The sequence below is a fragment of the Nocardia sp. NPDC055165 genome, from assembly GCF_053606985.1.
Genome location: NZ_JBSGSS010000018.1, coordinates 83,977 through 99,054 on the forward strand (window position 1 = coordinate 83,977; position 15,078 = coordinate 99,054).

Below are 15,078 nucleotides of genomic sequence, written 5' to 3' on the forward strand. Positions count from 1 at the left end.
CGAACTGATTACGGGTGTTTCAGATCACCCGGTTCGCGGCGGCGCCGATTCGAGCGCGGCCGCTTCCTCGTCGGTGAACAGGCGTGAGCGGATCAGGAACCGCACGCCCTCTGGAGCCTCGAGCGAGAATCCGCCGCCGCGGCCCGGCACCACGTCGACGGTGAGGTGGGTGTGTTTCCAGTACTCGAACTGGTCGGCGCTCATCCAGAACGGGGTGTCGCCCGGCAGGTACCCGAGCAGCACGTCGGAACCGCCCACCCGGAACTCGCCACGCGGGTAACACATCGGCGAGCTGCCATCGCAGCACCCACCGGACTGGTGGAACATGACCGGGCCGTGTTGCCCGGTCAGGTCCCGCAGCAGCGCCGCCGCCTTCTCGGTGAGGTCGACGCGCTGCACCATCAGAAGAAGCCGAGCTTCGTCGCCGAGTAGCTGACCAGGATGTTCTTGGTCTGCTGGTAGTGATCGAGCATCATCTTGTGGTTCTCGCGCCCGATGCCGGACTTCTTGTAGCCGCCGAACGCCGCGTGCGCGGGGTAGGCGTGGTAGCAGTTGGTCCAGACCCGGCCTGCCTTGATGCCGCGGCCGAGGCGGTAGGCGGTGTTCATATCGCGCGTCCACACGCCGGCGCCGAGACCGTAGAGGGTGTCGTTGGCGATCGAGAGCGCTTCCTCGGTGGAGTCGAAGGTGGTGACCGCGACGACGGGGCCGAAGATCTCCTCCTGGAACACGCGCATGTCGTTGCTGCCCTTGAAGATCGTCGGCTCGATGTAGAAGCCCTCGGACAGCCCGTCGACGCTGCGGACCGCGCCGCCGGTGAGCACCTCGGCGCCTTCCTTCTTGCCGATGTCGATGTAGGACAGGATCTTCTCGAACTGATCGTTGCTGGCCTGGGCGCCGATCATGGTCGCCTCGTCGAGCGGGTTGCCGCTGATGATCGCCTTGGTGCGTTCGACGCAGCGGGCCATGAACTCGTCGTAGATCGACGAGGCGATCAGCGCGCGCGACGGACAGGTGCACACCTCGCCCTGGTTGAGGGCGAACATGACGAATCCTTCGATCGCCTTGTCCAGGTAGTCGTCGTCGGCGGCCATCACATCGGGCAGGAAGATGTTGGGGCTCTTGCCGCCCAGCTCGAGGGTGACCGGAATGATGTTCTCGCTGGCGTACTGCATGATCAGCCGGCCGGTGGTGGTCTCTCCGGTGAACGCGACCTTCGCCACGCGCGGGCTCGAGGCCAGCGGCTTACCCGCTTCGACGCCGAAACCGTTGACCACGTTGAGAACTCCCGGCGGCAGCAGATCCGCGACGAGTTCGACGACCTTCATGATCGAGGCCGGGGTCTGCTCGGCGGGCTTGAGCACCACCGCGTTTCCGGCGGCCAGTGCGGGCGCCAGCTTCCAGGTGGCCATCAGGATCGGGAAGTTCCACGGAATGATCTGCGCGACAACGCCGAGCGGCTCGTGGAAGTGATAGGCGATGGTGTCCTTGTCGACCTCGCTGATGCCGCCTTCCTGCGCGCGCAGCACTCCGGCGAAGTAGCGGAAGTGGTCGACCGCCAAGGGAAGGTCGGCGGCCAGGGTTTCGCGGACCGGCTTGCCGTTGTCCCAGGTCTCGGCGACGGCGAGGGCCTCGAGGTTGGCCTCGATCCGGTCGGCGATCTTGTTGAGGATGTTGGCGCGCTCGGCGGCCGAGGTCTCACCCCAGGCCGGGGCCGCACGGTGGGCGGCATCGAGCGCCAATTCCACATCGGCGGCGCTCGAGCGGGCGATCTCGCAGAACGGCTGCCCGTCCACCGGCGAGGTGTTCTCGAAATAGCGGCCTTCGACCGGCGGAATCCACTTGCCGTCGATGAAATTGTCGTATCGCGGCGCGTAGCTGACGACGCTGCCCTCGGTGCCCGGCTTGGCGTAGATCATGTGCGGTGGCTCCTCGCTGATTCCGGTGAATCGTGACGCCCATCACTATCCCCGCTCAGGGTTGATGAAACGTTGAAGCCGGACCGATCAGGCGCGAAGGGCGCTGTGCAGGCGTGCGGTGGCGACGGCGCGGCGTGCGTCGCGGGTGGGGAGCAGCGCGAGGGCGTGTTCGTGGACGGCGATGTCGTCGGGGGCGGAATCGCCGTATGTCAGTGCGTGATTCGCGTCCGGGCTGTTGAGAACCGCGTTACGCATGGCGACTTCGAGGTAGTCGCGCCATTCGCTGATGCCCGGTGTCTCCGAATCGGGAAGCAGCGGGCCGTGATACAGGCGGACGGCCGTGTCCAGGTCGCCTCGCTCGATGGCGCGCAGCACGTCGACAGCGTCGCAGGACAGGGGAGTGGTGAAGCGGTAGACGCGACTGGTGATGTCGCCGCCGGTGGCGCGGCGCAGGTACGACATCTCCGATTTGAGAGTGCTCGCGCCGACCGCGCGATCACCGTAGACGGCGTAGTGCAGGCGTTCGTGGCTGTAGCCGTCGTCGTCGAGGGCGAGCAGGGTCAGGATCTCGAGATGGCGTGGCCGCAACCGGATCTGCTGACCGTCACGCATCAACCGGCCGGTGCCGAGGCAGGTCAGCCGCATTCCGGCGGGCGCGGGCACGGCGGCGTGCAACTTCGATTCGATGGCGCTGGTCATGGTGCGCACGGTGGCCATGGCCAGCGGATGTGAGCGTTTCCAGGTCGTCGACAGGTCGAGCACGCCGAGCAGGGTCCCGTCGGCGGCGCGGATCGGCGCGCAATAACAGACCCAGCCGTGCAGGGCCGCGACGAGATGCTCGGCCGAGAACACCGTGTGCGGCTGGTCGGTGCGCAACGCCAGCGACAGGGCGTTGGTCCCCATGTGCGCCTCGTCCCATCGGCCACCCGGCGCGAAGTTCACCTGCTCGGCGCGCCTGCGCATCACGGGCCCGCCATATGTCCACAGAATCGTCCCCGAAGCATCGGTGACCGCCGCGACGTAGCCCGCGTCGTCGGCGACGCTGTGCAACTGCTCTTTCAGCTCGGTCACCGGCCCTCGCAACGGCGACTCCGCCCACCGTGGCCCGATATCGGTCTCACTGACCGGCGCGTGATCGCGCCCAGGATCCACGGTCCGCAACGACCGCGACCAGGACTGCGCCACCTCGGACCGCACCCCTGCCCCCGAAACCCCCACCCCGCCCGGCACCCACATCGCCCACTCCCGCTCCAGCGCAGCCCGCTGCGCGGAAAGCGTGAGCTGCACCATCTCGGTTCTTCCTACTAGACGAACTGGGCGAGGATTCCACATTTCATCATGCCCCAGCGCCACCCGCTGAGCAGCGGTTTCGTCAGGCCGAACTACCCGATAAACCTGGAGACGCCCGACTCGGCGAGACGGCGACGTACCCTGTCTCCGTGGAGCCACCAGGTCGCCTCGGGCGAAGTGCCGCCGAACTGGTCGCCCGCCATCGAACGTTGCCGCGGGTGGACGGCGCGACGATGTGCCGGGACGCGGATGAGTTCTTCGGTTCGGAGGATCGGATCGGCGAAGACTCACCGGTCGAGCGGTGACCAGGTGAGCACATTCATACTGATCCCCGGAGCGGGGTGCGCGGCGGGTTACTGGGGGCCGGTGGCCGACGAGTTGCGCGGGCTCGGCCATGACGCGGTGCCCGTGTCGTTGCCGAGCGAGGACGACAGCGCCGGGTTGGCGGAATACGCCGACGCGGTGGTCGAGGCGATCGGCGCGCGCCGGGATGTTGTCGTGGTGGCGCACTCGTTCGGCGGGTTCACCGCACCGCTGGTGTGCGATCGAGTGCCTGTGGAGCGAATGGTGTTGGTATCGGCGATGATTCCGGCGCCTGGCGAGGCGCCAGGCGATTGGTGGGCCAACACCGGACACGCGACCTCCGGTGATGACGATGTGTTCTACAACCAGCTCACCCCCGAGCAGCGGGCCGAGGCGGAGAAATACGAGCGCGGCCAGTCCGATACGCCGATGACGTCCCCATGGCCGCTGGCGTTTTGGCCCGAGGTGCCGACCCGGTTCATCTTGCTGCGCGACGACCGATTCCTCCCAGCCGATTTCATGCGCGAACTCGTAGCCTCCCGGCTGGGGATCGAGCCGGTCGAAATGGATGGCGGGCACATGGTCATGGTGTCCAGTCCCGCGGAACTGGCGCGTCTGCTGCTCTGATGGCGCAGCCGAGCCGCTCATCCGGGCCGGACGGCCCCGGCACCCAGGTCGAAGTGGATGCCGGCCTGCAGCATCGTGGTGGCGGGCAGGCCGATCATGGCGCGGAAGGATTCGCTGAAGTGGGAGGGGGTGGCGAAGCCGGCGTCGATGGCGGAGCGGGTGAGGTCGTGGCCGTTGACGGCGTTGGTGATCGCGGTGACCATGCGGTTCCAGCGTTGATAGCCGCGGAACGTGGTGCCGCAGTGCTGGGTGAAAAGGTGCAGGAAATGGCCAGTGGACAGGCCGAGGTTCGCGGCGATCTGGTCGGCGCGCAGCGCGTTGGCGGGCTGGTCGCGGATCGCGGCGGCGAGCCTGGCGATGCGTGCGTCCGTGTCGAGGGTCGGGCCCGCGACGGCGCGGTTGTAGAGTAGATCCGGGTCGACGCCGGGTTGGCCACACAGCTCGACGAGTTCGCGCTCGCGGCGGTGGCTGAGACCGAAAGTGCCTGCCGCGGAAGTCATCTCGTCGGCGATCATGGTCGCGGGCGCACTCGACGGGTCGATGAACAACACCAGGATCCACCCCTGCGTGGCAACGACGCGGTGGGCAGTGCGGGCAGGCGCGAAGGAACTGCCCGTGCGAATCAGACCGCGGGTGGTGTGCACGATCAGCGGTCCGTCCAGGCCCACGGTGAGCATCGCGACCGGCGGTGAGTGCGTATCGGGCCGCAGATCCGGCCCGATGTACCCGATGTGGCCCGGCCGTGCCCACGCGGTCGGTATCCGCGCGGAACCGCGGATCTTCGAACGGGTATCGACGCTCACCCGTACCAGGGTATCGACGTGTCGCCGGGGACGTCGCGACCCGGGGATTCGGGTCGGCGTCGCTGTGGTGGTCATCGGCGATCGGCGGCCTCGGGGAGGCGGGGGACCGAAGCGACGAGTTGGCGGGTGTATTCGTGCTGGGGTGAGCGCAGGACGGAATCCGCTTCGCCGGATTCGACGACCCTGCCGTCTTTCATGACGAGGACGCGGTCGGCGAGGTGGTGCACGACGCCGAGGTCGTGGGAGATGAGCAGCAGGGCGGTGCCGAACTCGGATTGGAGTTCGGCGAGTAGGTCGAGGATCTGGGCTTGGACGGAGACGTCGAGGGCGGACAGCGGCTCGTCGGCGACCAGGAGGGCGGGGTTGGGGGCGAGGGCGCGGGCGATGGCTACGCGTTGGCGTTGGCCGCCGGAGAGGGTGCGGGGGTGGCGGGGGAGCAGGTCGCGGGCGAGACCGACCGCGTCGAGGATCTCGCGGACGCGCTGGGTGCGGGCTCTGCCACGCAGATCGACGGTGTCGAGGCTTTCGCCGATGACGCGCTCCACGGTGTAGCGGGGGTCGAACGAGCTCAGTGGGTCCTGGGCGATCAGTTGCGCCGCGCCACGCAGCGGCCGTAATGCTTTGTCGGAGAGCTCACTCCACGGTTCGCCGTCGACGACCACCCGTCCGGACGACGGTGTGATGAGCCGCAGCGCGAGGCGGGCCGTGGTGGTCTTGCCCGAACCCGATTCGCCGACGATGCCCAGAGTTTCGCCGCCGAACAGGTCGAAGTCGACGTTGTCGACCACGGTGCGGGCGGCCGATCCGGAGCCGTAGGTCTTGCGCAGGTTGCGGACCGAGAGCACGACCCGGGTGTTGTCGACCGAGCGCGGCGGCAATGGCTCGCGCAACCCGGGTTCCTCTGTGTGCCCGCTGGTTCGGCTTGCCGTCGACGCGGCGCGAACCGGCTCCGATTCCGGCGTTGCGGTGGCAGTCGGGTTCTTCGGCCGTGGCGATGCGGTGGCGCCCGCGACCTTCGGCGGTGGCGAGGTGGGGTGGGGTGGGGGTAGCTCGGCGGGCTGGCCGGAAACCGCCAGCTTCGAACCGCGCGAGGCGGCGGAGGGTACGGCCGCCAGTAGCTTCTTCGTGTACGGATGCTCCGGACGGGTCAGTACGTCGTGTGTGCTGCCTTCCTCGACGACCTCCCCCTCCCGCATGACCAGCACCCGGTCGGCCACCTCGGCAACCACTGCCAAGTCGTGGCTGATCAGGAGCAGTGCCGTGCCTTCGGCCTTGCGTGCACGGAGCAGCTCGAGGATCTGTTGCTGGACAGTCACATCGAGCGCTGTGGTCGGCTCGTCGGCGATGATGAGTCGCGGATCGCCTGCGAGCGCTGTCGCGATCAGCACGCGCTGGCGAAGTCCGCCGGACAGCTCGTGGGGATATTGGCGCAGCCGCAGTTCGGGTTCGGGGACACCGACATCGGTGAGCAGTCGCACGCTGCGGGCGGTGAGTGCCTGCCCGCGCAGATCGGTCAGCGCGCGTTGCGCTTCGGCGAGTTGCCTACCGATCGAGTACAGCGGATCGAGGGAGACCAACGCGTCCTGGAGTACGAATCCGATGTCGCTGCCGCGGATTCGCCGCCACTGCCGATCGCGATGATTGCGCGCGTCCTGCCCGAAGAGTTCGAGACGGTCGGCCCGCACGCCTGCGCCCGGACCGGCCAGGCCGACCAGCGCGCGCGCCGTCACCGATTTGCCCGACCCGGATTCACCGACGAGGGCGACGGCCTCGCCCGGCTCGATCCGCAGATCGATGCCGTGTACCACTTCCTTGCCTGCGAACCCGACTCGCAGATTCTCGACCGCGATCAGACTCATACCGATGGCCTTCCGTCGTAGTGCCGCTGCCAGTGCCGGCCGAGCGAGCTCACCGCGATCACCGTGGCGGTCACCGCCACGCCGGGCAGCACGGCGATCCACCAGGCATTGCGCAGATAGTTACGTCCCTCGGCGAGCATCGCGCCCCATTCCGGTTCCGGCGGCTGCGGGCCCATCCCCAGGAAGCTCAGACCGGCCGCGCCGAGGATCGCGGTGCCGAGGCCGATGGTGGCCAGGATCGGGACCTGCGCGACCGCGTGCGGCAGGACGTGCCGCCGCACCAGCGTTGCCCTGGTGAGCCCGAAAGTCCTCGCCTGTTCGACATACCCGGACTCCTGCACGACGAGGGTCTGCGCGCGCACCACGCGGGCGAACCGGGGGATCGAGGCGATGCCGAGCGCGAAGATCAGGTTCGTGGTGCCGGGGCCGGTGAACGAGATCAGGACCAGTGCGAGCAGGAGATCGGGGAAGGCCGAGACCACGTCGAGGAACCGGGTGATCAGCTCGTCGAGCGGCCCGCGCGCCAGCCCGGACAGCAGGCCGAGCGCCGTGCCCGCCACCACCGCGATCGCGACGGCGGTGACGCCGATCAGCAGCGAGTAGCGCGCACCGTGGATGACCCGGGTGAGAACGTCGCGGCCCAGGTGATCGGTGCCGAACCAATGCTGCGCACTCGGCGGCAGTTGGGCGGCAAGGGGATCGGCGGCGAGCGGATCGGCACCGGTCAGCAGGGAAGGTGCGACCACCGCGATCACGACCAGTCCCACGGTCAGCGCGGCGACCGCGACGCCCGGCGCGACGGCGAAGCCCTGTGCGTGCGGTACTCGGGTGGCCGTCATCGATCCCCTCCATTGCGTGAGTCACGGCGCAGGCGTGGGTCGAGCCACAGGTAGAGCAGGTCGACCAGCGTGCTGATCACCACGTAGACGAACGCCGAGAGGATCGCCACCGCGAGCACCACTGGAAGATCCTGTGCAAGAACGGCTTCGACGGTCACCCGCCCCAGGCCGGGTCGACCGAAGACTTCTTCGATGATCACCGCACCGCCCAGCAATCCGCCGACCAACCAGCCGGTCAGGGTCACCGCGGGCAGGGCCGCGTGGCGCAACCCGTGCCGCAGCCGCAGCGCGCTCTCGCTGACCGACCACGACCGCACCGTCACCGCGAACGGTTCGTCGAGCGCTCGCTCCAGCCCGTCACGCAGCACCTGGGAGATCACCGCGCCCAGCGACAGACCGAGCGCGAGTGCGGGCAGGACCAAGGCCGACAGCCCCTTGTTCGCCGCCACCGGAAAGATCTTCAGCTGGAAGCTGAACACCGACAGCAACACGATGCCGAGCCAGAAGGAGGGCGTCGAAACAAGCGCCAGTTCCACCGCGTTCGCGATGGCGCGCGATCGCCGCCGCTGCGCCGTGCTCGTCGCGACGACGACCGCGAACACCAGCGCCACCAGCAACGCGGCACCGGTCAGCGCCAAGGTGGGGCCTGCCTGCGAGCCGATGACTTCCGACACCGGCCGCTGCAACACGTAGGAGCGGCCGAAATCCCCGTGCGCCACATTCCACAGGTAGCGGGCGTACTGGACGACGGCCGGACTGTCGAGTCCCCATTCGGCGCGGATGGCCGCCTCGACCTCCGGCGTGCGCTGCTGTTCGCCGAGCAACACGTCCACCGTGTCGCCCGGCGCCAGCCGCACACCGAGGAACGACAGCGTGGTCGCACCCCACAGCACGCCGAGACCCGTGAGCAACCGCAGCACAATTCGTTTGGCTGTGCCGACGCGAGCATCGCCGGCCCCCGTGGCGGTCACGACGTCCGGTGAGATCGCTTCCGTCGTCATCGTCGCCTATCCACGATCGACCCAGATGTCGTACGCGTTCTCCGCGAGTTGCTTGTACGGACGGTATCCCGCGCCGTACACGTGGGCCGCCGTCGCGATCTGGTTCTCGGGAATGTAGAGCGGCAGCCCGTAGGCCTTGTCGACGATCGCGAAGCGCTGCAACGCCGCGTACTGCTTCGCCCGCTCGGCGGAGTCGGTGGTCGAGGCGGCGGCCCGCAGCCAGGTGGACAGTTCGGGATCGGTGGCGCGGCTGTAGTTCAGCGTGCCCAGCGGCGTCGGCGGGTACCAGTGGTTCTCGATGTCGATGCCGCCGGTGATGGTGTCGGAGTTGGCGATCGACCCGAAGGCGTTCTTCTTGCGGAGCTCGCTGTAGGTGCCCAGGTCGACGTAGGACAGCTTCAGATCGATGCCCGCGTTCTGCTTGGCCTGCGCCTGCACCGCCTGCAACAGCACCTCACGCTGATCGCGCACCGTCGACTGGGCCTGCACCAGTTCGATGGTGAGCCGCTGGCCGTCCTTGGTCCGGAACCCGTCGGAATCCTTTGCCGTCCAGCCTGCTTCGTCGAGCAGCCGGTTCGAGGCGGTCTTGTCGGCGCCGTAGGCGCCCTCGATGCTCTTGTCGTAGAACAGGGTGTCGACGCTGGAGGCGATGCCCCAGCCGCGGGTGCGCTCGCCGCGATAGATCGACTGCAGCACCGCGTTCACGTCGACAGAGTTGTTGAGCGCCTTGCGGACTCGTTGATCGGTGGCCGGGCCGGAGGTCGCGTTCCAGTACAGCGTGTACGGGCTGCCGTTGTTCAGCCCGGTCGAATAGGTGAAGTCGGGATTGTCCCGGAACAGTGCGGCGTCGTTGCCGGAGACGCCTTCGATGAGGTCGACCTGACCGGAGGTGAGCGCGCCGGTGCGCACCGACGACTCGGGCAGGAAACGGTAGGTCACCTCGTCGAGGTAGGCCGGACCCTGATGCTTGGCGCTCTGCGGCGCCCAGTTGTAGTCGGGGTTCTTGCGGAAGTGCAGTTCCTGACCCTTCACGTAGCGGTCGAGGATGAACGGACCGGTCCCCGCGATCTCCGGCCCACCGGCCTTGAGCTGCGGCTTGTCCCACGCGGCCGAGGAGATGATGGGGAAACCGGCGGCGAAGTCGAGGAACGGCGCGTACGGGTCCTTCAGGGTGAACACCACGGTGCGTTCGTCGCGGGCGGTGACCGCGGCCAGGTGGGACAGCGGCCCGGCGGACCAGCCGCCGGAATAGGACACGTCCTGCATCGTGGTGAAGTTGCGCGCCACGGCGGTCGCGGTGAGCGGATTGCCGTCGGTGAACTTCACGCCCTCACGCAGGGGGAAGGTGTAGGTGAGCCCGTCGGGCGAGATCTCGTGGCCGGTGGCCAGCCACGAGACGAAACCGCCCTCGGTGGTGCGCGCGAGGAGCGACTCGAAGACGTTGCGCAACATCAGGTGCGTATTGCTCTGCCCGTTGAGGTGCGGGTTCAACGTGGTCGGCTCGGTCTCCACCCCCCACGTCAACGAGCCGCCGCTGACCGGTTGCGCCGATTCGCGTGCCGCGGTGTCCGTTCCACCACACGCGGTCGCCAGCACGGCCACCGCCGATACCAGAGCTGTGGCAAGTAGTCGCCGATGTCGCATCACAGCGCGGCGCCCCTCTCTTCGATGAGAAACAGTGATTGAGCTGTGGTGACCACGGCGCCTTCGGCCGCGGTCACGGTGACGATCCCCGCATGGGTGGCGGTCAGTTCGTGTTCGAGCTTCATGGCCTCGACCACGCCGAGCAGCTGTCCCTTCTCGACCGGGTTGCCCGATTCGACGTGGAGCTGCACGAGGGTGCCCGGCATGGGCGAGCGGATCTCGGGATCCGTCGCCGTTGTGCCGAGCGAGCGGTATTCGGCGTAGCGCACCTGCCGGGAAACCCCGGCTACCTGGCAGCTCCAGCCCTCGCCGTCGCGTCGAACGACGCAGGGGGTGGAGCCGACCGTGATCGTGTCGCCGTCGGTTCGCCGAGCGGTGATGCCCACATCGGTCGTCGGCCGGGTGGTGGCATCAGGGCCGGTGGTGGCTTGCGCGGCGGTGCCGCTCGAGTCGACGGTTCCCTCGCGCACGAGCACCGCGTCGCCCTCGTAGCCGCCGACTCGCACCGTGAAGGCGCGCCCGTCGACCGACAGATCGAGGCTGCCGAGGTCGCGATCGGCGGGATCGAGCCAGGCCCGATCACCTCCAGGCGCCCCGGTCGACCATGGTGTCGCACGGTCGGGCGCGGTCAGCGCGGCGGCCACCGCGAGGGCGCTCAGTTCGTCGGGATCGGCGAACTCGGCGACCGGATCGATCCGGTCCAGATAGGCGGTGTCGTGCTCGGCGGCCGCGACGATCGGTGCGGCGAGCACACGCGCGACGAAACCGAGGTTGGTCGAAATACCCTGCCAGCGAATGTCTTCGCATGCTCGCCGTGCGGCGGCGAGCGCGTCGTCGCGGGTGGTGCCGGTGGCGACGAGTTTGGCGATCATCGGATCGAACCCGCCGCTGACATCGAGCCGGCGGGTGAAGGCGCGTTCGACGCGAACATCCGGCCAGTGGGTGACCTCCAGCCCGCCAGGGCACGGCAGGAACGACCGGAACGGGTCCTCGGCGTACATCCGCACCTGCACCGAAGCGCCCGAGTACGCGATGTCCGCCTGCTCGGCGGGCAGCGGTTCGCCCGCGGCGACCCGCAATTGCCACTCCACCAGATCGAGGCCGGTGATCTCCTCGGTGACGGTGTGCTCCACCTGCAAGCGCGTGTTCATCTCGATGAAGAAGAACTCGTCACCGACCAGCAGGAACTCGAAAGTTCCCGCGCCCACGTACTGCAGAGCCTTCGTCCCCTGCACCGCGGCGGCGAACATCGCTGTGCGCACCGCATCGGGAATCCGTGGGGCCGGGGCCTCCTCGATCACCTTCTGATGCCGCCGTTGCAGCGAGCAGTCGCGATCGAAAAGGTGAACAGCGTGGCCGAATTCGTCGCCGAAGACCTGCACCTCGATGTGACGTGCGCGCTCGACGTACCGCTCCAGATGCAGGCGGCCGTCGGCGAAAGCCGCTGTCGCGGTGCGGGATGCAGATGCCAGTGCCTCGCGCAGTCCGGCGGCCGAGCGCACCACCGACATGCCCTTGCCGCCACCGCCGCCCGCGGGCTTGACGATCAGCGGGTACCCGATGTCGGCTGCCCCGTCCACCAGGGCGTCGAGGTCTTCGCTCGCCCGCACGGTGCCGGGCAGTACCGGCACACCCGCCTCGGCCATGACCTGGCGCGCGGAGGACTTGTCGGCCATCGTCTCGATCACCCGGGAACTCGGGCCGGCGAACACCAATCCGGCAGCCCGGACCGCGCGCGCGAATTCGGCGTTCTCGGACAGGAACCCGTATCCCGGATGTACCGCGTCACAACCGGTTTCGGTCGCGGCGTGCACCAGCGCCTCGATATCGAGATACCCCTCGGGCAGCGCGACGGTCGAGACCGCCGCCGCGTGATAGGTGAGCGACCGGTCCGCCGCCACGCTCACGGTCACGTACTCGATGCCGAGGCGATCGCAGGTGCGGGCGATCCGGGCGGCGATCTCGCCCCGGTTCGCGATGAGTAGTCGGGAGATCACAGCCGGAACACCCCGAAGTTCGAACCCGCGGGCTGCGGCCGATCCCAGCGCTCGTGCGCCAGCGACAGGCACCGTGCCAACCACGAGCGGGTGTCCTCCGGTTCGACCACGGCGTCGATCCACATGCGGGCCGCGATGTAGGTCGGCAGCGATTGGCGCTCGAAGCTGTCGATGATCGGCTGCTTGATGGCGGCTTCCTCGGCGGCGCTGAGCTCCTTGCCCTCGCGGCGCAGCCGGTCACGCTTGAGGATCGCCATCACCGCCGCTGCCTGTTCGCCACCGACCCCGGTGGAGCGGGCGTTGGGCCACATCGCCATGAACTGGCCGCCCATCGACCGCCCCGACATCGCGAAATTGGCGGCGCCGAAACTGCCGCCGATCACCAGCGAGATCTTCGGCACCGTGGCGCACGAGACCGCGTTCACCATCTTCGCGCCGTGTTTGGCGATTCCGGCCCGCTCGTACTCCTCGCCGACCATGAACCCACTCACGTTGTGCACGAACAACAGTGGGATGCGGCGCTGTTCGCAGATCTGGATGAAGTTGGTGGCCTTGAGCGCGCTGTCGGGGAAGATCACGCCCTGATTGGCGATGATCCCCACCTCGTAACCCGCGATCCGGGCGGTCGCGCAGACGATCGTGATGCCGTAGTCCTTGCGGTACTCGACCCACGAGGTGGCATCGACCACGCAGCGCAGAATCGCGCGGACGTCCATCTCCTTCTTGGTGGTCGCCGGAATCAGATCCGGCAGCCGCGCCGGATCGTCGGCGGGCTCGAGCGCCTCGAAGGCCGGCGGATGCACACGGTCACCGGGGGTACGGGACACGATGTCGCGCACCATGGCCAGCGCTTCCAGTTCGTTCGCCGCGAGGTGATCGGCCACCGCGGTGTCGCGGACGTGCAGATCGGCGCCGCCGAGAGTCTGCGCGTCGACCACCACGCCCGTGGCGGCCTCCACCAGCTGCGGCCCGCCGAGGAAGACGGTGCTCAGATCCTTGACCATCACGGTCTCATCGCTCATCGCCGGGATGTAGGCGCCACCCGCCGTGCAGATGCCGAGCACGGCCGAGATCTGCGGCAAGCCGAGGGCCGACATCTCCGCGATATTGCGGAACATCTTTCCGAGGTGCTCCTCGTCGGGGAAGATCTCCTCCTGCAACGGCAGGTAGATCCCGCCCGAGTCGGCCAGATACACACACGGCAGGCGGTACTCCCTGGCCAGCTTCTGCCCCCGCAGGTGCTTCTTGATCGTGAGCGGATAGAAGGTTCCGCCCTTCACGTGCGGGTCGTTGGCGAACACCATGCACGGTCTGCCGTGGATGGTGCCGATGCCGACGATCAGCGCGGCCGCGGGCAGATCGGTGTCGTAGACCTCGTGCGCGGCGAGGCGACCGATCTCCAGGAACGGTGTCCCCGGGTCCAGGATGCGGTTGACCCGTTCGCGCACCGGCAGTTTCGCGTCACCGTGGCGCCGGCGCGGCGCCACGATCTCGGCGGTGTGGTCACGCAGCAGGGCGCGTTGGGCTTCGAATCCGAGGGTGTTCTCGATGACGGCGGTCATGCTGGTAGTTCCTCCCGGTCCTGATGCGCGGCGAGACTCGAGCTCAGGGTGTCGGCGAAGCGGCGGATCGTGTCGGGGTCGAGGTCGGCCCGCAGCATCAAGCGCAGGCCCGCGCTGCCTCGGCGGATGATCGGGAAGAACACCGGCGAGGTGTAGAAACCGGCGTCGAGCATGTCCCGGGCCACGGCGACGGTGACGTCCTCCTGCCCGATGCTCACGAACCGGATCGGCAGGCCGTCACCGGCGAGGTCGGTGTCGACCAGCGAGTCGAACAGGCGGACCCGTTCCTGGAGCGCGACCTGGAGCCGGTCGACGGTGCCGTCGTCGTGGAGGTCGCAGGCGGCGATGATCGCGCCGAGTCCGGCGGTGTTGACACGCTGCGACCACATCAGCGGGCCGCTCGTGCGCAACAGGGTGGGCGTGCGGGACGCGTCGCCCGCCGCGCCGAAGAAGATCACGCCGCCGCTGGCGCCGAAGCCTTTGTTGAGCGAGGCGATCACGAGGGTTCGTTCCCGCCAGCCCTCGTAGGCTCCGAGAACGTATCCGCGGCCGTGGCTACCCAGCGTCGAAATGCCGTGCGCCTCATCGAAATACAAGAACAGGCCGTATCGATCCTGGAGCCGGTGCAACTCGGCGAGCGGTGCGCCGCCGCCGGTGCTGTAGACCCCGTCGGCGACATAGGCCACGTGCGAATGCGTGCGGCACAACTCTTCCAGGGCGGCGATGTCGTTGTGCTCGATCGTGACCAACTCGGTCTCGTCCGCGACCAGCGGCTTCATCGCGTTCAAGCAGAAGTGCGCGTTCTTGTCGAAGACCACCAGCGGCGGGTGCCCGTCGGTGAGCTCACCGGAGGCGAGCAGCGGCAAGGTCGCCCACGCGGCGGCCGCACACGACGACACGGTGACCGCCTGCGCGCCGAAGGTCCGGGAGAGCCGCTGTTCGGCCTCCTCCAGCAGACCGAGCCGGATGCGCATCCGGGAAATAGAAGAATTGATCGTCGCGGTTTCGTCGAGCCCGCGATGGGCGCCCTCGATGATTCGTGGATCGCTGTCCAAACCGAGATAGGAATAGGACGAGAAGTTGACGATCGTTCGACCGTCGCGGGAATGGACAATTCCCTCCCGCATATCATCGGCGATGATGTCGACCAGTCCGTGCGTGGTGCTGTCGTCCCAGAATGTGTTGCTCAGTTGCAACTGCCTGCGGATATTTGCGAATTGGTTTCTGGCCATTC

At 68.0% G+C, this 15,078-nt stretch carries 13 protein-coding genes; 2 read left to right on the top strand and 11 right to left on the bottom strand.

Features of this window, described 5'->3' with window-relative positions:
* Window positions 1-24: 24 nt before the first annotated feature.
* The 3 genes from ACWFRF_RS29605 to ACWFRF_RS29615 form a co-directional block, all read right to left on the bottom strand.
* Window positions 25-402 (bottom strand): DUF779 domain-containing protein, encoded by a 378-nt coding sequence (locus ACWFRF_RS29605; RefSeq protein ID WP_378993074.1) that lies wholly within the window; start codon window positions 400-402, stop codon window positions 25-27.
* Window positions 402-1,919, bottom strand: a complete 1,518-nt coding sequence (gene adh, locus ACWFRF_RS29610; protein WP_378993073.1) for an aldehyde dehydrogenase — start codon at window positions 1,917-1,919, stop codon at window positions 402-404. The genes ACWFRF_RS29605 and adh overlap by 1 nt, the downstream gene beginning before the upstream one ends.
* A gap of 87 nt (window positions 1,920-2,006) precedes the next feature.
* Window positions 2,007-3,209: a transcriptional regulator gene (locus ACWFRF_RS29615; protein WP_452453409.1), complete on the bottom strand. Its 1,203-nt coding sequence runs from the start codon at window positions 3,207-3,209 to the stop codon at window positions 2,007-2,009.
* 149 nt (window positions 3,210-3,358) lie between these two features.
* Between ACWFRF_RS29615 and ACWFRF_RS29620 the strand changes: the two genes are divergently transcribed.
* Together ACWFRF_RS29620 and ACWFRF_RS29625 are read left to right on the top strand one after the other, a co-directional pair.
* Complete coding sequence (locus ACWFRF_RS29620) at window positions 3,359-3,514, top strand: hypothetical protein (protein ID WP_378993069.1); 156 nt, start codon at window positions 3,359-3,361, stop codon at window positions 3,512-3,514.
* A 4-nt stretch (window positions 3,515-3,518) separates the two neighbouring features.
* Window positions 3,519-4,139: an alpha/beta fold hydrolase gene (locus ACWFRF_RS29625; protein ID WP_378993068.1), complete on the top strand. Its 621-nt coding sequence runs from the start codon at window positions 3,519-3,521 to the stop codon at window positions 4,137-4,139.
* 17 nt (window positions 4,140-4,156) lie between these two features.
* Here the strand turns inward: ACWFRF_RS29625 and ACWFRF_RS29630 are convergent, their stop codons facing one another.
* The 8 genes from ACWFRF_RS29630 to ACWFRF_RS29665 form a co-directional block, all read right to left on the bottom strand.
* Window positions 4,157-4,942 carry a helix-turn-helix domain-containing protein gene (locus ACWFRF_RS29630; RefSeq protein ID WP_378993066.1) on the bottom strand — a complete coding sequence of 262 codons (786 nt, stop codon included), beginning with the start codon at window positions 4,940-4,942 and terminating at the stop codon, window positions 4,157-4,159.
* 71 nt (window positions 4,943-5,013) lie between these two features.
* Complete coding sequence (locus ACWFRF_RS29635; protein ID WP_452453411.1) at window positions 5,014-6,801, bottom strand: dipeptide ABC transporter ATP-binding protein; 1,788 nt, start codon at window positions 6,799-6,801, stop codon at window positions 5,014-5,016.
* Window positions 6,798-7,640: an ABC transporter permease gene (locus ACWFRF_RS29640; RefSeq protein WP_378993062.1), complete on the bottom strand. Its 843-nt coding sequence runs from the start codon at window positions 7,638-7,640 to the stop codon at window positions 6,798-6,800. Before ACWFRF_RS29640 ends, ACWFRF_RS29635 begins: the two co-directional genes overlap by 4 nt.
* Window positions 7,637-8,641: an ABC transporter permease gene (locus tag ACWFRF_RS29645; RefSeq protein ID WP_452453414.1), complete on the bottom strand. Its 1,005-nt coding sequence runs from the start codon at window positions 8,639-8,641 to the stop codon at window positions 7,637-7,639. The genes ACWFRF_RS29640 and ACWFRF_RS29645 overlap by 4 nt, the downstream gene beginning before the upstream one ends.
* A gap of 6 nt (window positions 8,642-8,647) precedes the next feature.
* On the bottom strand, window positions 8,648-10,243 hold the full coding sequence (locus ACWFRF_RS29650) for an ABC transporter substrate-binding protein (protein WP_452453415.1): 1,596 nt from the start codon (window positions 10,241-10,243) through the stop codon (window positions 8,648-8,650).
* Between the two features lie 41 nt (window positions 10,244-10,284).
* Window positions 10,285-12,282 carry an acetyl/propionyl/methylcrotonyl-CoA carboxylase subunit alpha gene (locus ACWFRF_RS29655; RefSeq protein ID WP_452453417.1) on the bottom strand — a complete coding sequence of 666 codons (1,998 nt, stop codon included), beginning with the start codon at window positions 12,280-12,282 and terminating at the stop codon, window positions 10,285-10,287.
* A complete protein-coding gene (locus tag ACWFRF_RS29660; RefSeq protein ID WP_378993055.1) occupies window positions 12,279-13,844 on the bottom strand; it encodes an acyl-CoA carboxylase subunit beta in 1,566 nt (521 codons plus the stop codon). The genes ACWFRF_RS29655 and ACWFRF_RS29660 overlap by 4 nt, the downstream gene beginning before the upstream one ends.
* On the bottom strand, window positions 13,841-15,076 hold the full coding sequence (locus ACWFRF_RS29665) for an aminotransferase class I/II-fold pyridoxal phosphate-dependent enzyme (protein ID WP_387445866.1): 1,236 nt from the start codon (window positions 15,074-15,076) through the stop codon (window positions 13,841-13,843). Before ACWFRF_RS29665 ends, ACWFRF_RS29660 begins: the two co-directional genes overlap by 4 nt.
* Window positions 15,077-15,078: the final 2 nt, after the last annotated feature.

Coding starts and splice junctions, on each gene's coding strand:
- ACWFRF_RS29665 (WP_387445866.1), bottom strand. CDS start 15,076: ATGGCCAGAAACCAATTCGCAAATATCCGCAGGCAGTTGCAACTGAGC.
- adh (WP_378993073.1), bottom strand. CDS start 1,919: ATGATCTACGCCAAGCCGGGCACCGAGGGCAGCGTCGTCAGCTACGCG.
- ACWFRF_RS29645 (WP_452453414.1), bottom strand. CDS start 8,641: ATGACGACGGAAGCGATCTCACCGGACGTCGTGACCGCCACGGGGGCC.
- ACWFRF_RS29605 (WP_378993074.1), bottom strand. CDS start 402: ATGGTGCAGCGCGTCGACCTCACCGAGAAGGCGGCGGCGCTGCTGCGG.
- ACWFRF_RS29635 (WP_452453411.1), bottom strand. CDS start 6,801: ATGAGTCTGATCGCGGTCGAGAATCTGCGAGTCGGGTTCGCAGGCAAG.
- ACWFRF_RS29615 (WP_452453409.1), bottom strand. CDS start 3,209: ATGGTGCAGCTCACGCTTTCCGCGCAGCGGGCTGCGCTGGAGCGGGAG.
- ACWFRF_RS29660 (WP_378993055.1), bottom strand. CDS start 13,844: ATGACCGCCGTCATCGAGAACACCCTCGGATTCGAAGCCCAACGCGCC.
- ACWFRF_RS29640 (WP_378993062.1), bottom strand. CDS start 7,640: ATGACGGCCACCCGAGTACCGCACGCACAGGGCTTCGCCGTCGCGCCG.